A 24363-nucleotide genomic window follows, 5' to 3' on the forward strand; every position below is an offset into this window, starting at 1 on the left:
TCCGTATCATGTATGCCGAAGAGATATTCGAAATCAATTGAATGAAACGACAGAGTGGTAAATGACAGCTCCTGCCAGCATGGTTATAAACACCGTCCGCAGATGAAATTTTCCTTGCATCGGCATCGGCGATATGCTATACTTATGAGGTTACGGGCGTTCCTCTGAATGATGCATCCTGCAGGATGCGTAGAGTAACTCGAGGGCATTTAAGAACGTCTATGAGGGAAGGAGGATATCATCATTATGAATGCAATAGATGCTGTGACTCAGGATTACCTGAAGAAGGACATTCCGGAATTTGTGTCGGCGATACCGTTCGCGTACACATCAAGATTAAAGAAGGAAACAGAGAGAGAATTCAGGTCTTTGAGGGTTTCGTGCTGAAGCGTCAGAACGGCGGAAATCGGAGAGAGCTTCACCGTCAGAAGAATCGCATCAGGCGTCGGCGTTGAAAAGACATTCCGCTTCATTCACCATGGGTTGAGAAGATCGAGGTCGTTCGCAAGGGCGATGTCAGAAGAGCAAGGCTCCACTACATGCGTGGCAGAACAGGAAAGTCCGCGAAGATCAAATCAAAGGAAAGCAGATAATGGGGGAACCGCAAGGTTCCCTTTTCTGTACTGAAGTAATGACGCAATAATCAGATATAAACTGCCGGTCGACAGGTTCCGGGCCGGCTTAACGGATATTGACATTAATGAGGACCGATGTCCTTTGAACAGCAGGAGTATCGCAATGAACAGTATCAACTGGTACCCCGGTCATATGAAAAAGACCCGGGAACTGATCCGTGATAATCTGAAAATGGTGGATCTGGTCATCGAGGTCATCGACGCCAGGATTCGGTTTCCAGCAGGAACCCCATCATCGATGAACTGGTGGGGAGAAGCCCGGGTGATTATTCTGAACAAAAAAGATCTGGCGGATCCTGAAGAGAACCGGAACTGGACTGCCTTCTTCCGCCGCCGGCGGCATTCGGGCGCTGGAGATGAACTGTGTCAGCGGCGAAGGGGTCAAAACTCTGTACGGGGCTTTGTCCGCAAGGCAGGAAGAAATCGGGTCCGCCCGTTACAAGCGGCCGATGCGTATGAATGATCGTGGGCGTACCCAACTGCGGCAAATCCTCGCTGATTAACCGTCTGACCGGAAAGAAGAGCGCGCGGACCGGCGACCGGCCGGGAGTGACGAAGGGAAAGCAGTGGCTGACCCTGTCCAACGGAATGCAGCTGCTGGACACGCCCGGGATTTTGTGGCCGAAGTTTGAGGATCCCCGCGTGGGGGCTGAATCTCGCATACTGCGGGAGCATCCGGGACGAGATTCTGGATACGGCGGATCTGGCGCTGTCTTTTCTGGAGGATATGCAGAACCGTTATCCGGAGATGCTTCGGGAACGCTACCGACTGGAGGAACTGGGAGAGACGCCGCTGGAGACCATGGAGCGCATAGCGGAGAAACGGGGATTCATTCTGCCGGGCAGGAGAATCGACTATGAGCGGTGCGCCCGGACTGTTCTGGATGAATTTCGCAGCGGCAGAATCGGAAGGATCACACTGGAGACCGCACCGGGAAACATCACACCGGAGGGCGCACTATGAAAAAAGAAGAACGGGAGCAGCGCATGCGGCAGCGGCTCCGGGAAATGAGGCTTCCGGAAGAGGCCTTGTGGGAACAGGGGATCCGGTATATCGGCGGTATCGACGAGGTAGGCCGGGTCCGCTGGCGGGGCCTGTCGTTGCGGCCTGTGTCGTGCTCCCGCAGGATTTCGACCTTCTGGGGGTGGATGATTCCAAGAAACTGTCGGAGAAGAGACGGGAGCACCTGTACAGTCGGATCCTGGAACGGGCGGTCGCCTGGGGGATAGGGCGCCGGGGGCCGGAGGTCATCGATGAGATTAATATTCTGGAGGCCACAAAGCTTGCCATGCTGGATGCGGCGGCTGCCGCAGACGAGATGCTCCGGGAGAAAGACGGGAGCACCATGGAGCACGTGCTGATCGACGCACTGAGGCTGGAGGCTCTGGATAAGCCGCAGACTTCCATCATCAGAGGAGACAGCAGCAGCGTATCCATCGCGGCAGCGTCCATCGTTGCCAAGGTGACACGGGATCGACGGATGATCAAGTATGCGGAGGAGTATCCCGGATACGGCTTCGAGAGAAATAAAGGCTACGGTACAAAGGCGCACTACGAGGGAATCCGGGAGCACGGAGTGACCCCGATTCATCGGCGCAATTTTTTAAAAAATACCGGTTATTGACCGGGAAGGAGAAAAACATGGAAATCAAAACCGATATCGAAATCGCACAGGCAGTGGAAAAAGAACCGATTCTGAACATCGCGAGGGACGCGGGCATTGATGAAAAGTACGTGGAGCTGTACGGAAACTATAAGGCGAAGATCGATTACAGCATCCTGGAAGAAAAAAAGAATGAGCCGGACGGTAAACTGATCCTGGTGACGGCGATTTCTCCGACTCCGGCGGGTGAGGGAAAGACCACCACATCAGCGGGACTTGCAGACGCTTTTCACAGACTGGACAAAAAGGTGATGCTGGCGCTGAGGGAGCCTTCTCTGGGCCCCGTGTTCGGCATCAAAGGCGGAGCGGCGGGCGGAGGCTACGCCCAGGTGGTTCCGATGGAGGACATCAATCTGCACTTTACCGGAGATATGCACGCCATCGGCGCCGCGAACAATCTGATCGCCGCCATGCTGGACAACCATATTCAGCAGGGAAATGCGCTGAACATTGATCCAGAAGAATCACATGGAAACGCGCTGTGGATATGAATGACCGGCAGCTCCGACATATTCTGGACGGAATGGGCGGAAAGGCCAGCGGAGTTCCGAGGGAAGACGGATTTGAGATTACAGTGGCCAGCGAGGTCATGGCGATTCTTTGTCTCTCCCACGATATAGAAGATCTGAAGGATAAGCTTTCCAGAATTATTCTGGGGTATACATACGACGGAGCGCCGGTTACCGTGGCGGATATCAAGGCACAGGGAGCGGCGGCAGCACTGCTGAAGGACGCGCTGAAACCGAATCTGGTGCAGACTCTGGAGCATACGCCTGCATTTGTACACGGCGGACCATTCGCAAACATCGCTCATGGCTGCAATTCGCTGATGGCGACGAAGATGGCGCTCAAACTGGCAGACTATGTCGTTACGGAGGCGGGCTTCGCTGCGGATCTCGGTGCGGAGAAGTTCGTTGACATCAAATGCCGCAAGGGCGGTCTGAGGCCGGACGCCTGCGTTCTGGTCGCGACAGTACGGGCGCTGAAGTATCATGGCGGCGTGCCTAAGAAGGATCTTAATGAAGAAAATCTGGAGGCGCTGGAGGCAGGGCTGCCTAATCTTCTGCAGCATCTTGAGAATATCCGGGAAGTCTACGGCATTCCGGCGGTTGTGGCGCTGAATGAGTTCCCTACGGATACACAGGCGGAGGTTCACCTCGTTGAGGAGAAATGCCGTGAGCTGGGCGTCAACGTGGTTCTCAGCCAGGTATGGGCAAAGGGCGGCGAAGGCGGCGTCGACCTGGCGAAGGAGGTCATCCGTCTTATTGAGGAGGAAGAAAATCATTTCAGCTTTACATATCCTCTGGAGCTGACCATCCGGGAAAAGATTGAAACCATCGCAAAACGCGTATACCATGCAGACGGCGTGATTTACGAAAAGAAGGCGGCGCAGTCCATCGATCAGTTGGAAAAACTGGGTTACGGCGGCCTTCCGATCTGCGTGGCGAAAACCCAGTTCAGCTTCTCGGATGACCCGTCCCTGCTGGGTGCGCCAGAGGGCTTCCATATCACGGTGACAGAGGCGAAAGCGGATGCGGGAGCAGGATTCATCGTGGTGAAGACCGGAAATATCATGACGATGCCGGGGCTGCCCAGGGTACCCGCGGCGGAGAAAATCGATGTGGATAACTCCGGAAGGATTACCGGGCTGTTTTAACCCGCGTTGCAGGGATCGGGCACACATCAGACAGATTTACAGCAGAAGGGAAGAATCAGATAATAATGATCACAGACAGCAGTTGCAGAGAATTTGTGGAAATACTCTCCAGTAAGGAGCCGGTACCGGGAGGCGGGAGCGCATCGGCGCTTCTGGGCGCGATCGGGACGGCTCTGGGGAACATGGTCGGTCACCTGACCGTCGGCAAGAAAAAATACGCGGCGGTAGAGGACGAAATGCACGACATGATGGATCGCTGCGAGAAGATTCAGCATGATATGTTGAACCTGGTGGAACGGGATGCGGAGGCCTTCGCACCTCTGGCAAAGGCTTACGGAATGCCGCGGGATACGGAGGAGCAGAAACGGGAAAAGGAGCGGGTCATGGCCATCGTGCTTCAGGATGCGTGCGCGGCGCCTCTTGAGATCATGCGGAAATGCTGCGAGGCTATTGACATGTGCGAGGAATTTGCTAACAAAGGAAGCCGGCTCGCAATCAGCGACGCCGGCGTGGGCGTTGTGTTCTGTAAGGCGGCTCTGCAGGGGGCTTCTCTGAATGTGTTCATCAATACAAAAGCGATGAAGGATCGGGAGAGCGCTGAGAGGATTAATGACGAGGCGGACAGCATGCTGTTCGAGTATACGGTAAAGGCCGATACGGTGTACGCCCAGGTGCAGGCGAGTCTGCGGGGCTGGGACGACTGAGCCTGCGAAGAGCCTGATCAGTCACTGAGCATCATTTCCAGAGAATCATCCTGAAAGAAGGTATTGGCGTTGTAGAGGAACAGTATTTCATCCACTTTGTAGGCATTAATGAGGTCACCGATATCCTCGAAGAAATAGCGGGGATCCACGACGATGATTCTCCGGTAGTTCCGGGACAGAAACGGGATAAAGCTGTTGGCGTAGCTGTCTTTGATCAGCAGCAGGGTGCGATCCTCTGTCCCCGGCGTCTGAATCGTGTACATCGGATGATTGCTTCCGCCGAATACGGTATAGGCATCCTTCTTCTTCAGATTGTCAAGCTGATAGAAGTGGGTTGTCTTTTTCTTTGTGTCGGCGTAGTAGATCACGGAATTGCGGTAATTCTGACGGCTGTCGGGGAGATAGATTTTTATCGCGTCGTCCCGTCCGTTGACGAATCCGCTCTTGGAGCAGAGCGTTCCCCTGAAGTCGTTTTTGACGGCGTAGCCGTCGTAGGCGGTCTTTGTATCAAGCTTTATTTTCTTCGCGGCGGTCCGGTACGCGAGATACGCTCCGTCGCTGGTCCAGTGGTGGTCGGTCCGGTAATAGAGCTGCGTATCCTCCTTCGCCTTGCGGAATGCGTCCCGAACGTCAATCGTCGTGTAGCCGAAGCTGCGCAGATCAGACAGAAACGAGTCCATATAGCTGTTCTGGTCGGCCATCCGCACGGTGGCCGGAAGCTTGTCGGAAAGAATGTTCGCGGCGTTCGGCGCCAGCAGGAAATACATTTTCACATCGCTGTACTGACGGCTGAACTGGCGCAGGGCGTTTTTTGTATAGACAAAGTGCTTGTTCGGCGTGCTGATCTCCTCCATGAGGTAATGATCCCTGCAGCGATATACTCCGTTGGCCTCCAGCTTTCCCTCTGTAACGTCCGCGGCGGATTTAATCCGGATGAAGGTGTTCCGGAACAGGAACTGGTCGTTCACATAGTTTTCCAGCTTTGTTTCATAGCGCCCTTCCATGTATTTTGAGATCGAAAATGACGGCAGCGCCTGAAGAACCCGGTTCTCCACAGCGGAAAAGGTTTTGTCCGGCAGAATGAGATTCAGCAGGAACACCGCCGCCAGACAGACGATGAACAGAAGACCGGTTATTCTGGTGTAGGAACTGTTTCGCATAGTGACCGCCTCCCGGGTCTTTTAAAATCTGAAGTACAAAAACGGATTATATGAACTGTAAACCAGGTACGCCACGGACAGAATGAAAACCGCGAAAATGCAGATCACCGCCGGAACGCGCCGCTCCTCCGCGAAGCGCCGGAAACGCTCCATGGGGCGAGGGCCTGAAAGCACGCAGGAAAGAATCAGGAGGATCAGATTCGTGCGCAGCAGATACAGCGTTTTCACATTGGCGAGGGCGAACCGGCCGACGCCGAACATGACGCCCAGATAATGGATCGCCGCGGACAGATCGCTGCTGAAGAAGAAGACCCATCCGATCAGAACCACCAGCATGGCGTACAGATGCTGAGCCCACGCCGGGCTTTGTTTCAGAGCGCTTCCGAAGACATACTTCTCCAGGATCAGCACGACTCCGTAATATAACCCCCAGAATACAAAATTCCAGCTGGCGCCGTGCCACAGCCCGGTCAGGGACCAGACAATCAGCAGATTCAGGATATGGCGGGGAACCGTAACCCGGTTGCCGCCCAGCGGAATGTAGAGGTAGTCCCGGAACCATCCGGACAGAGACATATGCCATCTGCGCCAGAATTCCGTGACGCTCCTGCTGATATAGGGATAGTTGAAATTCTCCAGAAACTCAAAGCCGAACATACGGCCCAGACCGATGGCCATGTCAGAATATCCGCTGAAGTCAAAGTAGATCTGCAGCGTATAGGCCAGCGCGCCGATCCAGAAGGAGAGGACCGAGGCCTGGCTGTCCGGCAGGTTCAGGACCAGCTGGTGCAGCGCGCCCAGGTTGTTGGCCAGGAGCACCTTCTTTCCGAGACCGAGCATGAAGCGCGTCGCGCCCTGGCCGAATTTCTCCGGATTCGTTTCACGGTATGACAGCTGACTCTCAATGTCGATGTACTTCACGATGGGACCGGCGATCAGCTGCGGGAACAGCGCCAGGTACAGAGCGAAGTTCAGAAAGCTGCTCTGGGGCTTCACTTTGTCCCGGTACACATCGATGATGTAGGACAGCGCCTGGAAGGTGTAAAATGAAATACCGATAGGCAGGGACAGCGCGGTATAGGAAATATGGGAATGGAAGATTCCGTTCACGGTGTCCATCAGGAAGCCGAAGTATTTGAAGAAACACAGGATGAAGAGGTTCATCACAAGCGCGAACAGAAAGTCCCGCTTCCCGGAGCCGCCCTTTCGCCTGTCCTGCGCGATCAGATGCGCCATGAAATAATTGAAAAAGGCGCTGTAAATCATCAGGAACACATAGACCGGCTCTCCCCAGCTGTAAAAGACGAGACTGAAAAGCAGCAGAACGATGTTCCGGGCGAACAGATATTTTTTCGGCACGAGGAAATACACGGCCAGAAGGATCGGCAGGAAGCAGAAGATGAATACGATACTGCTAAAGAGCATGACGGAACACCTCCTCATACCGGTCAGGATTTTTGTCCACGCAATAGAAAATATAGTTTCCGCGTTTGTATATGATGGCGTTTTTCAGCATGGCGACCTGAGACGGCCCGTAGCCTTCAAAGGTCCTTGTCTGATCTGCGACGCGCCTGTCGATGGCGTCCTCCACCGCGGTCAGGTCGTCTCGCCGGTAAACGCGGACAACCAGAACCTCCTGCACCCCGAGAGCCTCCCTGCTCTTGTAATAGATGTAGGAATCGTAGTCAGAGTAATCCAGTCCCATGAACTGCATCAGCTGACGGTTGCTGCATTTCTGCATGGAGGAGAGGCCGGTTCCCTTCCGCAGAGCGGATTCGACGGAGTCCATAGGCACGTCCGGAGCGCTGGAACGGTGGTAGACCGCCGCCAGAAAAAGAATCAGCACCACAGAAAGGACGATCTTGGTGACATCGCTTGCGTTCAGGCGGCGGAGCCGTTCTCCGATATTCTTTTGAAATCCGGTCATTCTGTTCATTACAGCCCCGCTTTCAGGATCATGTTGTTCAGCCACATGACATAATAACCCGAACTCACATGGATTCCGTCAGAGCCATAGAATTTCGGATTTTCTTCCAGAATATAGTTGTTGTCGATATAGGTGAGATTCATCTTCCGGCACATTTTGCGCAGAGCGGAGTTGAATTTCCGGTAATTTCTCAGAGATTTGTTCTTCTTCCGGGCCGCCGCGGACGGAGTGGAGATGCTGTTGATCATCAGCTTCGTGGAGGGCGACGTTTTATGGAATTCCTTCAGCAGCGTTTCGTAGCGGGCTACAAAGTTTTCTGCGTTGCCCCGGTAGTTTCCCATATCGTTCATGCCGAAGGTGAAAAAGGCGATTTTCGGATAAGTTTTCGCCGCGGACCGGAACTGTGCGTCGCCGTGCATGACGGAACCGCCCACCTTGTAGAATACCTGAGAGTCACTGAGGAAGCCGTAGGTGGTCAGCCCCTCCGTGATGGAGTCGCCGATCACCGCGCAGCCGTCAAAGATCTGGCGGTATTTAGCCTTGGACAGACCGTTTTCCTTTCCGGAGCGTGTGACCGTCACAGGAGCGGTGCTGGAGCCCTCTGCCTCCAGCTTTTTCTCCACAGCGGAAACGCTGGAGAAATCGTAGGAGGAAATGAGCTTCAGATTCTCCTTCACCGTTGAATTCCGAACGTCGGCTTTCAGATTGAAATGAACCAGATTGAAAACGAAAAGAATCAGAAGAATGAACAGGAGCATTCTTCTGATCTGTCTGGCGTTGATTTGTATTTTTATATCGGGTTTCACGCTTTTCCGCATCATTCTTTCGGGTTCCTTCAAACTCAGATATTGGCGGCGATAAGGTCGCCGCACTGCGTCGTGGTCACGGCCTCCGGTGCGCCGCCGCAGAGATCCGCGGTGCGGTATCCGTCGGACAGGAACCGGTTCACGGCGTCCTCGATGGATTTCGCCTCTTCTCCCAGGCCGAAGGTGTAGCGGAGCATCATCGCACCGGAGAGGATCGTGGCGATGGGGTTGGCCTGCCCTGTGCCGGCGATGTCCGGAGCGGAGCCGTGAACGGGCTCGTACATTCCGAAGTTCCCGTCCGCAAGGCTCGCGGAGGGGAGCATGCCGATGGAGCCGGTAATCTGGCTGGCCTCATCGGAAAGGATATCGCCGAACATATTGCTGGTCACAATCACGTCGAACTGGCGCGGGTTGCGGACCAGCTGCATGGCAGCGTTGTCCACATACAGATTGTCCAGTTCCACCCCGGGATAGTCTTCAGCAACTTCAGCCACGACTCTGCGCCACAGCCGGGAGCTCTCCAGGACGTTGGATTTGTCCACGGAGGTGACCTTTCTGCTGCGTTTCATGGCCATATCGAAGGCGACTTTCGCGATGCGGCGGACCTCTCCCTTCGCATACTGCTCCACATCATAGGCGGCCGGGCCCATATCGCCGCCGTCCTTATGTCCTTTTTCACCGAAATAGATGCCGCCGGTCAGTTCGCGTACGACGACGATGTCCAGCCCGCCGCTGATGATTTCCGGTTTCAGCGGAGAGGCGTCCGCCAGCTGATCGAAAACCATGGCGGGACGGAGATTGGCAAACAGCCCGAGTTCCTTGCGCAGCCCCAGAAGCGCTCTCTCCGGCCGCTGATCGCCGGGTACGTTGTCCCATTTGGGTCCGCCGACAGCGCCCAGCAGTACCGCATCGCTTGATTTCGCGATCCGGACTGTCTCTGCGGGGAGGCATTCCCCGACTGCGTCGATAGCCGCGCCGCCTGCCGGAACATCGGTAAAGTGAAAGCTGTGTCCGAATTTCTGTCCGACCTTTTCCAGTACCTTGATGGTTTCCGCCACCACTTCGGGGCCGATTCCGTCACCTCTGACCACCGCGATATTATAGTTCATTCTGCGTTTTCCTCCGTTCTGTTTCTGATGCTGTTCATCAGGCCGCCCGCCCGGATGATGTTCTGAATGAATGCGGGGAAGGGCAGCGCCTGGTATGTCTCGTTCTTTGTGATATTGGTAATGACGCCGGTATCGAAATCCACGGAGACCTCATCTCCCGCCCGGATTTTTTCGCTTGCCTCCGGACATTCCAGAATCGGAAGGCCGATATTGATGGCGTTGCGGTAGAAGATGCGGGCGAAGGTAGAGGCGATGACGCAGCTGATGCCGCTTGCCTTGATGGCGATGGGGGCGTGCTCCCGGGAGGAGCCGCAACCGAAGTTCTCGCCGGCCACCATGATGTCGCCGGCGTGTACTTTGTGCACAAAATCCCGGTCGATGTCTTCCATGCAGTGGCTCGCCAGTTCCTTGTCGTTCTGCGTGTTCAGGTAGCGGGCGGGGATGATCACGTCGGTATCGACGTTATCTCCGTACCGATGAACGAATCCTTTGGCTTCCATTTCTATCTGCTCCTTTCCGGTCCGCTGATTTTTCCTGCGACAGCGGACGCTGCGGCAACGGCCGGGCTGGCGAGGTAAACCTCGGAGGTGGTGTCTCCCATGCGGCCGACAAAGTTACGGTTGGTCGTCGCGACGCATCGTTCGCCGGCAGCCAGAATCCCCATGTGACCGCCCAGGCATGGTCCGCAGGTCGGCGTTGAGACGATGCAGCCCGCGTCAAGGAAAATGTCGATATATCCGGCGCGGATGCTGTCCTTATAGACCTGCTGGGTAGCCGGGATGATGATGGCCCGGACGCCCTTCGCCACATGCTTCCCTTTCAGAATTTCAGCGGCCGCCTTCATGTCCGACAGCCTCCCGTTGGTGCAGGAGCCGATGACGACCTGATCGATGGGGATGTCTCCGACTTCATCGATGGTACGGGTGTTCTCCGGCAGGTGGGGGAAGGAGACGGTGGGACGGATCTGAGACAGGTCGATTTCAAAGCTCTGCTCGTATTCCGCATCAGCGTCGGCTTCATATACGGTGTAGGGACGGCTGACCCGACCCTTCATATATTCCTTTGTAATGTCGTCCACCGGGAAGATGCCGTTTTTTCCGCCGGCCTCGATGGCCATGTTGCAGATGCACAGGCGGTCCTCCATAGAGAGGGAGGCGACTCCCGGACCGGTGAATTCCATAGATTTATACAGGGCGCCGTCTACGCCGATCAGTCCGATGATGTGCAGGATGACGTCCTTGCCGCTGACATATTCGGAGAGGCGGCCGGTCAGGTTGAACCGGATCGCCGGCGGAACCTTGAACCAGGCTTCGCCGGTGGCCATGCCCGCCGCCAGATCGGTGGAGCCCACGCCTGTGGAGAACGCGCCCAGAGCGCCGTAGGTGCAGGTGTGGGAGTCTGCGCCGATGATGGCTTCTCCCGCGCAGACCAGTCCCTTCTCCGGGAGAAGGGCGTGCTCGATTCCCATCTCGCCTACGTCATAGAAATTCTCCAGGTCGAAGCGTCTGGCGAAGGTCCTGCATTTTTTACACTGCTCCGCGCTCTTGATGTCTTTGTTCGGGGTGAAGTGGTCCATGACGAGAGAAACTCTGCTCCTGTCGAAGACGCTGTCAAACCCTGCCTTATCGAACTCATTGATGGATACCGGACCGGTGATGTCGTTTGCCAGCACCATGTCCAGCCGGGCGTTGATCAGCTGTCCCGCCGCCACATGATCCAGTCCCGCGTGAGCGGCGAGGATCTTCTGTGTCATTGTCATTCCCATATTGAGTGATTCCTTTCTTCGTACTCGTATGTGCTCCGCGCGGGCCTTCGGAAACGGCCGCGTGCCGGAACATACAATTATTATTATATAATATTCCGTGCTATTTGACCATATGTTCTTTCTTATTCATGCGGTTCAGGGCGCTGACCAGCGCGTTGACCGCGGCCAGCGTGATGTCATACTGTGTTCCTACGCCCCAGTATTCGTGACCGTCTTTGTCTGCAATGCAGATGTAAGCGGCGGCCTTGGAGCTGGAGTCGGTGCTGATGGCGTGCTCCGTATAGGTGATGAACCGGTAGTCGAAGTTGTACGGCGTCTTCTTCAGACCGTTGGCGACGGCGTCCAGACGACCGTTTCCTTCCGCATCGATGTTATAGACTTCACCGTCGATGACCACCCGCATCCGGACTGCGACGGTGTTTTCCCCCTCTTCCTTTGTGGAGGAGAAATAGCTGAAGGTGGCGTCGGTGATGTCCAGGGGCGAGAAGAAGTTGACGTATTCCCGGGAGAAGATGTCGAAGATCTCGTCTGAGGACAGCTCCTCGTGTGTATGGTCGGAAATTCCCTTCATCATATATCCGACCTCGGCGCGCATCGCCTTGGGGATATCGAAGCCGTGGTCACGGTTGATGATGTAGGCGACGCCGCCCTTGCCGGACTGGCTGTTGATGCGGATAACGTCGCCGTCATACTGGCGCCCCACATCGTGGGGATCAATGGGCAGGTAGGGAACCGTCCAGCGGCTCGGGTCGGTTTCCGCTCTCCATTTCATACCCTTGGCGATCGCATCCTGGTGAGAGCCGGAGAAGGCTGCGAACACCAGGGAGCCGCAGTAGGGCCGGCGGGGATCGACCGTCATATCCGTGAATTTCTCGAACATCTCCACCGCTCTCGGCATATCGGAGAAATCCAGCCCGGGATCTACGCCGTGGGTGAACATGTTCATGGCCAGCGTGACGATGTCCACGTTTCCGGTGCGTTCTCCGTTGCCGAACAGGGTGCCTTCAATGCGGTCGCCGCCTGCGAGCAGCCCCAGCTCTGCGTCCGCCACGCCGGTTCCCCGGTCGTTGTGGGGATGCAGGGACAGAACCACACTGTCACGGCTGTGCAGATTTTTGCTCATGTATTCCACCTGGTTGGCGAACACATGGGGCATGGACATTTCCACGGTCGCCGGCAGGTTAATGATGACCTTATGCTCAGGCGTCGGCTTCCATATATCGATGACGGCGTTGCAGATCTCCAGAGCGAATTCCGGTTCTGTACCTGTGAAGCTCTCGGGGGAGTATTCAAATTCAAAATCGGTGTCCGTGTATCTGGCGGCGATCTCGTTCATCAGCTCCGCGCCGTCGGTGGCGATTTTTATGATTTCTTCCTTATCCTTGCGGAATACCTGCTGCCTCTGGGCAAAGGAGGTGGAGTTGTAGAGATGAACCACGGCGTGCTTCGCTCCGATCAGAGATTCAAAGGTCTTTTCGATAATATGGCGCCGTGACTGCGTCAGTACCTGTACGGTCACGTCGTCCGGAATCATATCCTGCTCGATCAGCGTCCGCAGAAATTCAAATTCCGTATCCGACGCTGCGGGGAAACCCACCTCGATTTCCTTGAACCCTATTTCGCAGAGATAGGTGAAGAATTCCAGCTTCTGCTCCAGGTTCATCGGAACGATCAGAGCCTGGTTGCCGTCGCGGAGATCCACGCTGCACCATCTGGGAGCCTTCTCGATGTGATCCTTCTTCACCCAGTCGTAGTCATTGACCGGCGGGGCGAAATAACCGATTCTGTACTTGTCGTAGTTTTTCATTTCAAAATCCTCCTGAATACGAATAATCGCCTCTTTGCGATTATCCATCTGATCTAACCGTAAAGAGACGAAAACGTTCATTATAATAAAGTTTCCGCGGTACCACTCTTTTTGACTGCTGCGTCCATCAACGCACAGCCCGCTCGTCTGGCATGCTCGGGGGTGAGACGCCGGCGTGTTTCTGCAGCATTTCACCGTACTGCTGCTCTCTGTGAGAAACCTGGAACCGGTTTATTCCCGTCTTGGCAAAACTTGTTTACATTTGGTTGTAACAATAATATAATGTATACCAAACTGTTTGTCAACAGCGAATCGGTAAAAATTGTGTATGAAATTAGAAAATGAAATATTTTTTTGTGTTTGGTTACAAAAAGTGGTTGACATTTGTTAGCGATGCTCTATAATAGAGTTGCGCCTCAAGGAAAGGCGGAATTTAAGGAATAATCAGGAGAGGTAGTATGAAACTGACAGGGGCACAGATCGTAGCGGAGGTACTGCTGGATCACGGGGTCGATACCGTTTTCGGATACCCGGGAGGAGCGGCTCTGAATATCTACGATGAACTGTATAAATACAGCGACCGCATCAGACACGTGATGACTGCGCACGAGCAGGGCGCTTCCCACGCGGCGGACGGGTATGCCAGAGCGACGGGCAGAACGGGCGTGGTTTTCTCCACCAGCGGTCCCGGCGCGACGAATCTGGTGACCGGCATCGCCACTGCGTACATGGACAGCATTCCGATGGTGGCGATCACATCGAACGTGGACAACAGTCTGATCGGCCGCGACGCTTTTCAGGAGATTTATATCGCGGGAATCACCATTCCGATTACGAAGATGAATTATTTCGTGAACGACGTGGATGATCTGGAGATGACTCTCCGCAACGCGTTCCGTATCGCGAACAGCGGAAGAAAAGGGCCGGTGCTGGTAGACATCACCAAGGATGTGACGGCTGCAAAAACGGAGTTTACCAATAAGCCGCCGCTGCCTCTGGATCCGAAGCCCTCTCCTACAAAGGAAGAACTGGCGGAGGCGGTCCGGCTGATTAACAACGCAGAGAAGCCGGTAGCGTACATCGGGGGAGGCTGTATTTCCTCCAACGCCTGTGAGGCGGTGAATGAGCTGATTTCCAGAGCGGACATTCCCGCGGTGCATACGCTGATGGCGTCCGGAATCGTCAGCTACGACAACGAACTCAATCTGGGCCTTGTGGGAATGCACGGCACGGTAGCCGCGAACCGGGCCATTGATCAGGCCGATCTGATTATCGCGCTCGGCGCGCGGTTCAGCGACCGGGTGGCTCTGAACACTAAGAAATGGGGAAGAAGAGCGCGGATTCTGCAGATTGATATCGACGCCAGCGAAATTAACAAAAATGTTCATATTGATAAGTGCTGTGTCGGCGATGTGAAGGAGGTCCTCGAACGGATGCTGGAATATGTGGACAGGGCGCAGCATTACGAATGGCATGAGCGTGTCTGCGGATGGCGGACCAAGGAGCGTGTCAGGAGAACGCTGAATCACGGGATGGATCCGAAGGAGATTCTGGAGACCATCAGCACCATGTGTGACGACGACACCATTTATGTGACTGATGTCGGTCAGCATCAGATGTGGGCGGCGCAGTATCTGAAGTTCCGCAAACCGAAAAAGTTCCTGACCAGCGGGGGTCTGGGAACGATGGGCTTCGGCTACGGCGCGGCGATCGGCGCGCAGATGGGACAGCCGGACTGCCGGGTGGTGCACATCACCGGCGACGGTTCGTTCCACATGAACATGAACGAGGCCTGCACGGCGGTCAGCGAGAATCTGCCTGTGATCACGGTAATCTTCAACAACAGCGTGCTGGGCATGGTTTACCAGTGGCAGACGATTTTCTACGGCGGACGTTACTCCAGTACGGTGCCGCACCGAAAGACGGATTACGTCAAGGTGGCGGAGGGCTTCGGCGCTCACGGCTATCGGGCAGAGAACATCGAACAGCTGAAGGCGGCCATGGCGGATGCGATGAAGCAGGACGGACCATCCTGGATCGAGTGTGTGATCGAGCCGGAGGAACGGGTGCTTCCCATGATTCCGGGCGGCAAGACTGTGGAAGATATCATCGTGGAATAGGAGGACGCGGAGATGGCAAAGGAAATGAAAAAGAAAATCGTCAGCGTTCTCGTGGATAATCTGCCGAATGTCATGACGAGAGTCGCCAGCGTTCTGGGAAGACGCGGCTTTAATATCGATACGATTACGGTATCCTCCACGGGGAATCCGGACATCACGCGGATTACCATGGTGTTCAACGTGGAAGAGGAGGTCGCAGATCAGATTGTCGCGCAGATTGCCAAGATGGAAGTGGTGAAGTCGGTGTCTGTGCTGAACCGGGAGAAAACCCTGTACCGCGAGCTCCTTCTGGTCAAGGTGAACGCGATGCCGGATCAGCGGGATTCGATTAAGAATATCGTCGAGGTTTACCGCGGCAGCATCATCAATCTGACCACCACATCGCTGGTTATCGAGGTCACGGGGTCGCCGGAAAAACTGGACGGCTTCATGGATCTGATGGACGAGTTCGATGTCGTGGACTTCTGCAGAAGCGGCGTGACCGCCGTGGAGCGGAATCTGCAGACCGACCACGGTCTGGAATAGGCGGAGCCGCCGGATTACAATTTGTATAAAAAATATATCTTAATATATAACAAAAGGAGACAGAAAAATGATAACGAAGTATTATGACGCAGATTGCAACTTTAGTGTTTTAGAAGGAAAGACCATTGCGATCATCGGATTCGGAAGCCAGGGTCACGCCCACGCGATGAATCTGACCGAGAGCGGAGCAAAGGTTGTCGTCGGCCTGAGACCGGGCTCCAAGCATGAGAAAAAGGCGAAGGATTTCGGACTGGAGGTCATGGACATCGAGGATGCGGCGGAGGCCGGAGACATCGTCATGATTCTGACGCCGGACGAGATGCAGGCGGACATCTACGCAGAGAAAATCGCGCCGCATATGCACGCCGGAAACGCGCTGGCGTTCGCACATGGCTTCAATATTCATTTCCAGCAGATCGTTCCTCCCGCAGATGTGGACGTTATCATGATTGCGCCGAAGGGCCCCGGACACATTGTAAGAGAGCAGTATACGCAGGGTTCCGGCGTTCCGTCCCTGATTGCGGTTTATCAGGACGCTTCCGGCAAGGCGAAGGATATCGCACTGGCGTACGCTTCCGGAATCGGTGCGGGCAGATCCGGAATCATTGAGACGACATTCAGAGAAGAGACGGAAACCGACCTGTTCGGTGAGCAGGCAGTCCTCTGCGGCGGCGTCTGCGAGCTGATGAAGGCCGGCTGGGAGACACTGGTCGAGGCCGGATATGCTCCGGAAATGGCGTATTTCGAGTGCATCCACGAGATGAAGATGATCATCGACCTGATCTATGCGAAGGGCTTCGACATGATGAGATACTCCATCTCCAACACCGCGGAATACGGCGATTACATCACCGGACCGAAGATCATCACGAAGGAGTCCAGAGAAGGCATGAAGCAGGTGCTGTCTGATATTCAGGACGGAACCTTCGCTTCCAACTTCATCAAGGAATTCAAGGCCGGCGGCAAGGCGAACTTCCTGGCAATGAGAAAGATCCAGGCTGAGCATCCGGTCAACGAGGTCGGCAGAGACCTGCGCTCCATGATGAGCTGGCTGCAGTAGCGGAGAGCGCCGCGGCGTCGTGCCGCCGTGCGGACCGCGGCCTGCAAGGGGCAGCGGCAATGCGGGCGGCAGTGAAAGCAGTAAAGCAGTATAGAAAACAGAAATGAGAAACTGAGAGGTTATATTATGACTAGAAGAAGTGATAATGTAACCAAAGGCGTAGAAAGGGCTCCCATGCGAAGCCTTTTTTACGCTATGGGTTACACAAAGGAAGAGCTGGAGAGACCGCTGATCGGTGTCGTCTCGGCTCACAGTGAAATTGTTCCGGGGCATATGCACCTGGACAAAATAACAGAGGCTGTGAAGGCCGGCGTGCGCATGGCCGGCGGCACGCCCATCATGGTTCCGGCAATCGGAGTCTGTGACGGGATTGCTATGGGCCATGTGGGAATGAAGTATTCCCTGGCAAGCCGTGAACTTATCGCAGATAGTGTCGAAACGATGGCGAACGCCCATCAGTTCGACGGGCTGGTGCTGGTGCCCAATTGTGACAAAATCGTTCCGGGAATGGTCATGGGGGCCGTCCGGATCGACATCCCCGCTGTCGTCTGTTCAGGCGGTCCGATGATGAGCGGCCTGGTAGGCGGCGTGGAAACTTCGTTATCTAAAATGTTTGAAGCAGTTGGAGCACGCAAGGCCGGCATCATTGACGATGCAGGACTGACCGAGTTCGAGCAGAATGTCTGCCCGGGCTGCGGGTCCTGCAGCGGCATGTACACCGCAAACAGCATGAACTGTCTCTGCGAGGCGGTCGGGCTGGCGCTTCCGGGGAACGGAACGATTCCCGCGGTGCACAGCGGACGTATCATGCTGGCGAAGCATGCCGGCATGGCGATTATGAATCTGGTGGAGAAGAATATTACTGCCCGCCAGATCGTCAACGAGAAATCTCTGAGGAACGCTCTCGCCTGCGACATGGCTCTGGGCTGTTCCAGCAATACGGTTCTCCACCTGCTGGCGATCGCCAATGAGGCGGGAGTCGAGCTCAGCATGGAGGTTTTCAATGAGATGAGCGGAAAGGTGCCGAATCTCTGCCATCTGGCGCCGGCAGGCCCGACGCATATGCATGATCTGAATCAGGCGGGGGGCGTGCAGGCGGTACTCGCAGAGCTGAACAAGAAGAACCTGATTGAAACGGATCTCCTTACGGCAAACGGTCATACCGTGGCAGAGAATATCAGGAACGCCTGTATCAGGACAGACGCGATTCGGCCGATTGACAACCCCTATTCGGAAACCGGCGGTATCGCAGTGATGTGGGGAAATATCGCTCAGGAGGGCAGCGTCGTCAAGAGAAGCGCCGTCGCTCCGGAAATGCTGGTGCATGAGGGTCCTGCGCGAGTCTACGACTGTGAGGAGGATGCGATTAAGGACATCTACGAAGGAAAGATCGTGGACGGCGATGTGGTCGTCATCCGCTACGAGGGACCGAAGGGCGGCCCGGGTATGCGGGAAATGCTGAATCCCACCAGCGCGCTTGCCGGTATGAAGCTGGACAAGACGGTGGCGCTGATCACGGATGGGCGCTTCAGCGGAGCGAGCCGCGGAGCTTCTATCGGACATGTCTGCCCGGAGGCGGCAGCCGGCGGAAACATCGGTCTGCTCCGGGAAGGCGACATCATTGAGATCGACATTCCCAACGGAAAGCTGAACGCCCGCGTCAGCGACGAGGAATTCGCCGCCCGCAGAGCGGAGTATACGCCGCGGGAGCCGAATATCCGGCACGGATGGCTCTATCGCTATTCCAGGATGGTTGGACCGAGCTGCAAGGGCGCGGTGATGATGGAGGACTAAATCGTGAAAAGGGCATTTGTCAACGGAAAAATCTTCACCTCGGATGCTTCGAGGCCGGAGGCCCTGTACGCAGAGGCGCTTCTCTGTGACGGAGGAAAGGTTTTGTTCGCGGGAGCGGAAAAGGATCTCCCCGCCGGGGAATATCCCCGGATCGACCTGGGCGGCCGGACCGTGATTCCGGGATTTGTGGACGCGCATATGCATCCGGTCATGCTGGCGGATTTCAGCAGGCAGATCGCCTGCCTTCCGCCGAAAGTCAATTCCATTCAGGAGCTGATTCAGGAAATCGCCCGGGTACGGTCGGAGAAGTCAGAGGGAGACTGGATCAAGGGCTGGGGATACGATGAGGGCAAATTTGCAGAGCATCGTTCGCCCAACCGTTACGATCTGGATAAGGGGTCGCCGGATCTTCCGGTGTTCCTGACCCGCAGCTGCGAGCATATCCGCTGTGTGAACAGCAGAGCGCTCGAACTCGCGGGAATCACCCGTGACACGCCTGACCCGCAGAGCGGAGAAATCGAACGGGACGAACACGGCGAACCCACCGGCGTGCTGAAGGAAAACGCCCGGGACCTGGTGCTTCCGTTCATGCCGCCGGAGACAAAGGAAAGTACGGTGGCGTCGCTGATCGATCTGGGAAATCTCCTGACCTCTCAGGGAATCGTCGCCGTCACGGACATGGGAAATCTCCACGAGGGCGGTAATTACGAATTCTACGAGGAGGCAGTGAAGCGGGGGTTCCGTCAGAGAGTCGCACTCTATTATATGTGGGACTATTTTATGGACGATCCTTCGTTCGACATTACGCCGGAGCTGATGGACCGGAACCGGCAGATCCGTATCGCCGGTCTGAAATTAATCGGTGACGGGAGCATCAGCGGAAAGACCGCATGGCTTTCGGAGCCTTACCTGGGAACGGAGGAATGCGGCTTCCCGGTCTATTCGGACGATAGCATGGAACGGGCGCTGGACTTCTGTAAAAGGACGGGCTGTCAGCTTTCTGTCCACGCCATGGGCGGCCGGGCCATCGACCGGGTGATCGACAGGGTCTACCCGGAGAAGGACTGGACTGACGGAAAGGCGCCCTGCCTGAGGGTGGAGCATCTGACTGAGCCGTCGGACAGGGCTGTCGCCAGGGCTGCGGAGCGCGGCTTCGGCTTTGCCAGTCAGCCCATCTTCGAGCACTGTGAAATCGAGACCTATAAGAACAATATGGATCCGGAGAGGCTCAGACACATCTATCCGCATCGGACGATGCTGGACCGCGGCGTGAAGCTCTGTCTGTCCACGGACGCGCCCGCAACATCGTGGGCCGTGCCGTCTGACCCGTTTTCCAATCTGAAGTCGGCGGTGACGCGTTACGCCTGCGACGGGACGGATATCGGCCAGGATGAGCGGCTCGACATTGAAACTGCGATGATCCTGTACACAAAGGAATCAGCGGAGGTTTCCGGCTTCGCCGGTCTGGGCATGCTGAAGCCCGGATATGCGGCGGATTTCGCGGTGCTGTCGGACGATCTGTTTACCGTGGATCCGATGAAAATCGATGAGGTCTGCGTGGAAGAGACCTATATCGGCGGGGAGCGGATTTACTGCAGGAAAGACCTCTGCAGCGGTAATCAGTGCAGGTAACGGAATGAACTCCTCAGGTCCCGGAGTCGGGGCCTGAGGAGTATTTCTGCTTTCGGGGCGAGGCCGGAGAGCGGGTGAAGAACGGCCGGAGAGCGAATGAAGAACGGCCGGGGAACGGATGGCCGGCGTCGCAGAGTACTGCCTTACGGGCAGGCTTGTGGGAGAATTATGAACAGAGAAAAGATCTTGAAAACAATATCGGTTGCGTTATTTGTGTCGATGTCGGCGCTGATCCGCTTCAATTTTATTACGGAGGGTTTCATCGTCGCGATGTCGGTGCTGATTATGGGCATCTTCATTTATTGCTATGAGGATCTGTCTCCGATGTATATCGCGGCGCTGTCCGGAATTTTTTCGCCGATGTTCCGTCTGATTCTGACATATGTCCAGGACGGGAGACTGCAGTACACGCTGGAAACGGTGCTGCCGGACATGGGTTTTTTTTTCACCTACGGAATTCTGTACACGCTGATTTACCGCTTCCTGATTGACGGCCCCAAGACGCTGCGGAACTTTACCTTTGTCATTCCGTTCTGTGACTTTTTCGGCAATGTGGGAGAGATGACGATACGGAGTATCCTGGCGGGGCATTCTTTGTTCACGGTGGAAATTCTGACTTATCTGGGAATCATCGCCCTCGTGCGTACCGCGCTGGTGTTGGTGGTGCTGGTGGCGATCGAGTCCTACTCAAGCTTTCTGGTGCGGCGGGAACACGACGAGGTGTACAAACGGCTGCTGACTCAGGCTTCGGTTGTGGACAGTGAGATGCGCCTGATGGAAAAAAACGAATCTGATGTGGAAGAAGTTATGAAAAAGGCGTATAATCTCTATAAGGAAGCCGGAGCGGATCCGGAGGTCCCTCATCGCTTCACGACTCAGATTCTGGAAATCGCCAAGAATACGCATGAGGTCAAGGCGGATTATCAGAACGTGATTTCTGTTCTTCAGGAGGATTATCTGGATAAGATTGGAAATCAGTCGATGCTGATGAGCGAAATCTGCAAGCTGGAGAAGGCTAATGTCATGAATTTGATCCGGCGGAGAGGATACCGTGCGTCCGTCACGGTCCGCGGCCAGGTGGATTTCAAGGTGCACGACAGCTTCAAGATGATGTCGGTCGTCCGGAATCTGCTGACTAACTCTGCGGAGGCTATCGGGACCGAACAGGGCCGAATCATGCTTACTCTGAGCGCCGAGGTCCGCGAGATTCATGATGTCCGCGGGGAAGCCAGAGCGCTGTATTATCGCATCACGGTTTACGACAACGGTCCCGGCATCGAGAAGGAGGACCTTGACACGATTTTTTTGGACGGGTATTCTACAAAATTCAACAGGGATACGGGGTATATCCAGCGGGGGCTTGGACTGAATGTGGTCCGGGATTATGTGGAAAACGTATTTCATGGAACAATCGCCGTGGACAGCAGGCCGGGAAAGTTCACTGAATTTACGCTGCTGATTCCGGCGAAGCAGATGGAAGAGGACTCGCAATGAAGTATTACATAGTGGATGATAATATCGCGACGGTCAAATCGCTTGCAAACACCATACGGAGCCGTGAGATCGGCGAGGTGTGCGGATATTCGACGGATCCGGAGGCTGCGATGGAGGAGATTCTCGAGGAGAGACCGGATATCGTGCTTGTGGATCTGCTGATGAGCGAGATGGACGGGATTTCTCTGGTGGAGCGGCTGCGGAAGAGCGGAAGCGGCTCTGCCTTTGTTATGCTCTCCAAGGTCACGGACAAAGAGATGATCGGCAACGCCTATAAGGCGGGCGTGGAGTTCTTCATCCACAAGCCGGTCAATATTACCGAGGTGGAAAAGGTCCTCGGCAATGTTGCGGAGAAAATTAAAATGAGGAGAATCATGGAGGATCTCCGCGAGCTTTTCGGTGAGGGCGGGAACAAAAAGGAGCCCGCTGAGGATACGCTCCCGGAGGAGTCTCCGGTGAACGAGGAGCTTCAGAGTCTGGACATGATCTTCAATATGCTCGGAATGCTGGGCGAGAAGGGAACCCGGGAGATCCGGGACGTCTACGTCTGTATGAGGGACTGCGGCTGCGGCTACGACAAAGTAATTCTGAGCCGGGTGGCGGAGGAACGGGGCGATTCGGTAAAAAACCTGGAACAGCGCATCCGCCGCGCCATGAAAAAGGGTCTGACGAATGTGGCCAGCGCGGCGCTTGCTGATTATGAAAGCGAGGTCTTCCAGATATACGGAAATTACGTTTTTGATTTCAAGTCGGTACGGGACGAGATGGATTTCCTGGAGGGAAAAAGCAAAAGCGGCGGCAGGGTCAGTATTTCCCATTTCATGGAGGGGCTGATTCTCTACGGAAACTCCATCCGGTGACGCCGCGAACAAGTCGTGTGCAATACTCTGGAGAGCCCGGCGCCGATTTGCGAACGCATCGTGTGCAGTACTCCGGAGAGCCCGGCGACAGGTCCGCGAACGCGTGAGGAACTGTGAAGGCACGAAAAAAACGTATTTTTCCCCGCGATGTGAGTTTTTTTGAGTTTTAATGAATTGTTTGAATAAAATAGAAGTGAATCAGAGAGCATATGATGACGCCTGATTCCGCATTAGCGGTGAAAGATAAAACAAATCCTTCAAAAGAAGAGCGCTGTACGGAAATGAGTTCGTGAGAACGCCTTCCGGCCGGCGCTCTTTGCATGCGCGGGATGTCCTGCCATGACTCCGGCTCCGCTGCGCCCGCCGGTCGCCAGGCCAATATCTTCCGGTAAAAAAAGAAACACGCCGCAGCGTGTGTGATTTTCTCTACCGCCAATTGTCTGATGAGGAAGGTAGTTTGTATAATCAATCAAATCAACTATTCAGGAGTATCTAAATGTGCCGGCATATTGCCGAAAGTACCTCATCAGAACAACTGCGCATAGAACGACTTATTATGGCATTTTCGTGTCGTTTTATCATTAAGGAAGCAAATACTTCCGATGATAACAGTCTATGGTGCACTTGCCGCGGCTCCGGCGCGTCGGATGAACGGCCGGAGACCACAGGCAACTGCATGAAGTTTTTGAAGGCTGGCACCCGGGGGCGCCAGTATACTTCGAAAAACGGAGAGGGCTGTTAAATTTTTTAATCGCTTCCGATTAACTATCAATATAGTACAGCATATGTTGTAACTTGTCAACAACTATAAAATAAATTTTTGTTAAATATAAACAAATGAATTTGGGTAAAATCGGAATAATTGAGGAGGAAATCCAATAAGGGAACTGCCGGAACGCGGATCATTGCGGAAAGACGATTACGGAGACTACGGGGAAACGGGGATTATGGAAAGGTGAGATATTTCTGTAAACAATTGCTTTTTTTTCAAATCGTTGTATAATTAATGCGTACCGTTCCGTGTCGTTTTCGCAGGGCGCGGCAAGGTTCCGGGAATCCCGGGAGAACTGAGGGACCCGGGAGAACTGAGAGAGCCGGGAGAGCCGGGAGACGTGAGACCCTGAAAACGCCGGGGAGCTGTGAGAATTGTGAGAGTTTTGAGGAGGTATGAAGATGAGTCCGTTTGTATTGCAGATGATTCCGGTTTATATCATGTTCGTGATTTTTGTCGTCGTTGTCATCGTGGTAATCAGGTACTTCATAAGAAGGAGCAGGGACCGAAGGCAGGGCCGGGAGAGCAGGAAAAATAATTTTGATTTGTAGTCTGCCCGCACTCTGCGGCGTGCATGAAAAATTTTCTGTACAGCGTGGCGGGTTCCGGGCAGGCGGGCAGCAGTCCCTCCGGAAAGCCTTTGCAGAAAAAGAAAGATTTGTAGGTTTTGTAGGTTAATTAATGCGTGCTCAGCTATCGAATATGCTTGAAATATCAATAATACAAAGAGCATATTCGGTAGCCTGCCGCAAGGTTTTCAAGCGTTTCATCCGAAAACCTTGCGGCAGTGGGATTCGGAAACGGCCGAATCCCTGAGCACAAGCATCAATTAGTGTCTGCCGGCGCACCCTTCCATTGGATGGTGCGCCGCG

20 protein-coding genes and 3 pseudogenes are annotated in these 24363 nt (G+C 54.9%); 15 read left to right on the forward strand and 8 right to left on the reverse strand.

Going from position 1 to position 24363, the window contains the following annotated elements:
- Positions 1-246 precede the first annotated feature (246 nt).
- The 7 genes and pseudogenes from rplS to BHK98_RS00025 all read left to right on the forward strand — a co-directional run bounded on the left by rplS (position 247) and on the right by BHK98_RS00025 (position 4660).
- Positions 247-593 (forward strand): annotated as a pseudogene (rplS, locus tag BHK98_RS00005) (50S ribosomal protein L19).
- Positions 594-738: 145 nt separating this feature from the next.
- A complete protein-coding gene (locus BHK98_RS13960) occupies positions 739-1098 on the forward strand; it encodes a hypothetical protein (RefSeq protein ID WP_342718642.1) in 360 nt (119 codons plus the stop codon).
- Positions 1095-1202, forward strand: a pseudogene (locus BHK98_RS13965) (GTPase); the annotation flags it as partial. The gene BHK98_RS13960 and the pseudogene BHK98_RS13965, both read left to right, overlap by 4 nt.
- A gap of 61 nt (positions 1203-1263) precedes the next feature.
- Positions 1264-1599 carry a YlqF/YawG family GTPase gene (locus BHK98_RS13970; RefSeq protein WP_342718876.1) on the forward strand — a complete coding sequence of 112 codons (336 nt, stop codon included), beginning with the start codon at positions 1264-1266 and terminating at the stop codon, positions 1597-1599.
- A gap of 67 nt (positions 1600-1666) precedes the next feature.
- A complete protein-coding gene (locus BHK98_RS00015; RefSeq protein ID WP_158024431.1) occupies positions 1667-2260 on the forward strand; it encodes a ribonuclease HII in 594 nt (197 codons plus the stop codon).
- 17 nt (positions 2261-2277) lie between these two features.
- Positions 2278-3956, forward strand: a pseudogene (locus BHK98_RS00020) (formate--tetrahydrofolate ligase).
- 65 nt (positions 3957-4021) lie between these two features.
- Positions 4022-4660: a cyclodeaminase/cyclohydrolase family protein gene (locus BHK98_RS00025; RefSeq protein WP_075711649.1), complete on the forward strand. Its 639-nt coding sequence runs from the start codon at positions 4022-4024 to the stop codon at positions 4658-4660.
- A 17-nt stretch (positions 4661-4677) separates the two neighbouring features.
- Here BHK98_RS00025 and BHK98_RS00030 read toward each other — a convergent pair whose 3' ends face one another.
- The 8 genes from BHK98_RS00030 to BHK98_RS00065 all read right to left on the reverse strand — a co-directional run bounded on the left by BHK98_RS00030 (position 4678) and on the right by BHK98_RS00065 (position 13234).
- Entirely contained in the window at positions 4678-5820 is a 1143-nt protein-coding gene (locus BHK98_RS00030) for a DHHW family protein (RefSeq protein WP_075711650.1), read from the reverse strand.
- 21 nt (positions 5821-5841) lie between these two features.
- Positions 5842-7245: an MBOAT family O-acyltransferase gene (locus tag BHK98_RS00035; protein WP_075711651.1), complete on the reverse strand. Its 1404-nt coding sequence runs from the start codon at positions 7243-7245 to the stop codon at positions 5842-5844.
- Positions 7235-7756, reverse strand: coding sequence for a DUF4358 domain-containing protein (locus BHK98_RS00040; RefSeq protein ID WP_075711652.1), 522 nt, complete (start codon positions 7754-7756; stop codon positions 7235-7237). Before BHK98_RS00040 ends, BHK98_RS00035 begins: the two co-directional genes overlap by 11 nt.
- A complete protein-coding gene (locus tag BHK98_RS00045; RefSeq protein ID WP_075711653.1) occupies positions 7756-8568 on the reverse strand; it encodes an SGNH/GDSL hydrolase family protein in 813 nt (270 codons plus the stop codon). The genes BHK98_RS00040 and BHK98_RS00045 overlap by 1 nt, the downstream gene beginning before the upstream one ends.
- A 20-nt stretch (positions 8569-8588) precedes the next feature.
- Positions 8589-9662, reverse strand: coding sequence for a 3-isopropylmalate dehydrogenase (gene leuB / locus BHK98_RS00050; protein WP_075711654.1), 1074 nt, complete (start codon positions 9660-9662; stop codon positions 8589-8591).
- Entirely contained in the window at positions 9659-10162 is a 504-nt protein-coding gene (gene leuD, locus BHK98_RS00055; RefSeq protein ID WP_075711655.1) for a 3-isopropylmalate dehydratase small subunit, read from the reverse strand. The genes leuB and leuD overlap by 4 nt, the downstream gene beginning before the upstream one ends.
- 2 nt (positions 10163-10164) lie before the next feature.
- Positions 10165-11427 carry a 3-isopropylmalate dehydratase large subunit gene (gene leuC, locus BHK98_RS00060; protein WP_075711656.1) on the reverse strand — a complete coding sequence of 421 codons (1263 nt, stop codon included), beginning with the start codon at positions 11425-11427 and terminating at the stop codon, positions 10165-10167.
- Between the two features lie 100 nt (positions 11428-11527).
- Positions 11528-13234 carry a 2-isopropylmalate synthase gene (locus BHK98_RS00065; protein ID WP_075714844.1) on the reverse strand — a complete coding sequence of 569 codons (1707 nt, stop codon included), beginning with the start codon at positions 13232-13234 and terminating at the stop codon, positions 11528-11530.
- A 458-nt stretch (positions 13235-13692) separates the two neighbouring features.
- Between BHK98_RS00065 and ilvB the strand changes: the two genes are divergently transcribed.
- From ilvB to BHK98_RS13430, 8 genes are all read left to right on the forward strand, one after another.
- Positions 13693-15354 (forward strand): biosynthetic-type acetolactate synthase large subunit, encoded by a 1662-nt coding sequence (gene ilvB, locus BHK98_RS00070; protein ID WP_075711657.1) that lies wholly within the window; start codon positions 13693-13695, stop codon positions 15352-15354.
- A 12-nt stretch (positions 15355-15366) separates the two neighbouring features.
- Positions 15367-15879: an acetolactate synthase small subunit gene (gene ilvN / locus BHK98_RS00075; protein WP_235897065.1), complete on the forward strand. Its 513-nt coding sequence runs from the start codon at positions 15367-15369 to the stop codon at positions 15877-15879.
- A gap of 67 nt (positions 15880-15946) precedes the next feature.
- Positions 15947-16939 (forward strand): ketol-acid reductoisomerase, encoded by a 993-nt coding sequence (gene ilvC / locus BHK98_RS00080; protein WP_075711658.1) that lies wholly within the window; start codon positions 15947-15949, stop codon positions 16937-16939.
- 126 nt (positions 16940-17065) lie between these two features.
- Positions 17066-18733 carry a dihydroxy-acid dehydratase gene (ilvD, locus tag BHK98_RS00085; RefSeq protein WP_075711659.1) on the forward strand — a complete coding sequence of 556 codons (1668 nt, stop codon included), beginning with the start codon at positions 17066-17068 and terminating at the stop codon, positions 18731-18733.
- A 3-nt stretch (positions 18734-18736) separates the two neighbouring features.
- Entirely contained in the window at positions 18737-20365 is a 1629-nt protein-coding gene (locus BHK98_RS00090) for an amidohydrolase (RefSeq protein WP_075711660.1), read from the forward strand.
- Positions 20366-20533: 168 nt separating this feature from the next.
- Entirely contained in the window at positions 20534-21859 is a 1326-nt protein-coding gene (locus BHK98_RS00095; RefSeq protein ID WP_158024432.1) for an ATP-binding protein, read from the forward strand.
- A complete protein-coding gene (locus BHK98_RS00100; RefSeq protein WP_075711662.1) occupies positions 21856-22719 on the forward strand; it encodes a DNA-binding domain-containing protein in 864 nt (287 codons plus the stop codon). The genes BHK98_RS00095 and BHK98_RS00100 overlap by 4 nt, the downstream gene beginning before the upstream one ends.
- Before the next feature lie 1173 nt (positions 22720-23892).
- Positions 23893-24042 carry a hypothetical protein gene (locus BHK98_RS13430; protein ID WP_158024433.1) on the forward strand — a complete coding sequence of 50 codons (150 nt, stop codon included), beginning with the start codon at positions 23893-23895 and terminating at the stop codon, positions 24040-24042.
- The last annotated feature ends 321 nt before the right edge of the window (positions 24043-24363 follow it).

Origin of the sequence: Hornefia porci (assembly GCF_001940235.1) — a bacterium.
Classification (GTDB): domain Bacteria; phylum Bacillota; class Clostridia; order Peptostreptococcales; family Anaerovoracaceae; genus Aminicella; species Aminicella porci.

What these genes read in the sequence shown, in the direction of transcription:
- ilvC (WP_075711658.1), top strand. Translation starts at nt 15,947, where the DNA reads ATGATAACGAAGTATTATGACGCAGATTGCAACTTTAGTGTTTTAGAA.
- BHK98_RS00095 (WP_158024432.1), top strand. Translation starts at nt 20,534, where the DNA reads ATGAACAGAGAAAAGATCTTGAAAACAATATCGGTTGCGTTATTTGTG.
- BHK98_RS00025 (WP_075711649.1), top strand. Translation starts at nt 4,022, where the DNA reads ATGATCACAGACAGCAGTTGCAGAGAATTTGTGGAAATACTCTCCAGT.
- BHK98_RS13430 (WP_158024433.1), top strand. Translation starts at nt 23,893, where the DNA reads ATGAGTCCGTTTGTATTGCAGATGATTCCGGTTTATATCATGTTCGTG.
- BHK98_RS13960 (WP_342718642.1), top strand. Translation starts at nt 739, where the DNA reads ATGAACAGTATCAACTGGTACCCCGGTCATATGAAAAAGACCCGGGAA.
- leuB (WP_075711654.1), bottom strand. Translation starts at nt 9,662, where the DNA reads ATGAACTATAATATCGCGGTGGTCAGAGGTGACGGAATCGGCCCCGAA.
- BHK98_RS00100 (WP_075711662.1), top strand. Translation starts at nt 21,856, where the DNA reads ATGAAGTATTACATAGTGGATGATAATATCGCGACGGTCAAATCGCTT.
- BHK98_RS00065 (WP_075714844.1), bottom strand. Translation starts at nt 13,234, where the DNA reads ATGAAAAACTACGACAAGTACAGAATCGGTTATTTCGCCCCGCCGGTC.
- BHK98_RS00035 (WP_075711651.1), bottom strand. Translation starts at nt 7,245, where the DNA reads ATGCTCTTTAGCAGTATCGTATTCATCTTCTGCTTCCTGCCGATCCTT.
- ilvN (WP_235897065.1), top strand. Translation starts at nt 15,367, where the DNA reads ATGGCAAAGGAAATGAAAAAGAAAATCGTCAGCGTTCTCGTGGATAAT.
- ilvD (WP_075711659.1), top strand. Translation starts at nt 17,066, where the DNA reads ATGACTAGAAGAAGTGATAATGTAACCAAAGGCGTAGAAAGGGCTCCC.
- ilvB (WP_075711657.1), top strand. Translation starts at nt 13,693, where the DNA reads ATGAAACTGACAGGGGCACAGATCGTAGCGGAGGTACTGCTGGATCAC.
- BHK98_RS00030 (WP_075711650.1), bottom strand. Translation starts at nt 5,820, where the DNA reads ATGCGAAACAGTTCCTACACCAGAATAACCGGTCTTCTGTTCATCGTC.
- BHK98_RS00045 (WP_075711653.1), bottom strand. Translation starts at nt 8,568, where the DNA reads ATGATGCGGAAAAGCGTGAAACCCGATATAAAAATACAAATCAACGCC.
- BHK98_RS00040 (WP_075711652.1), bottom strand. Translation starts at nt 7,756, where the DNA reads ATGAACAGAATGACCGGATTTCAAAAGAATATCGGAGAACGGCTCCGC.
- leuC (WP_075711656.1), bottom strand. Translation starts at nt 11,427, where the DNA reads ATGGGAATGACAATGACACAGAAGATCCTCGCCGCTCACGCGGGACTG.
- leuD (WP_075711655.1), bottom strand. Translation starts at nt 10,162, where the DNA reads ATGGAAGCCAAAGGATTCGTTCATCGGTACGGAGATAACGTCGATACC.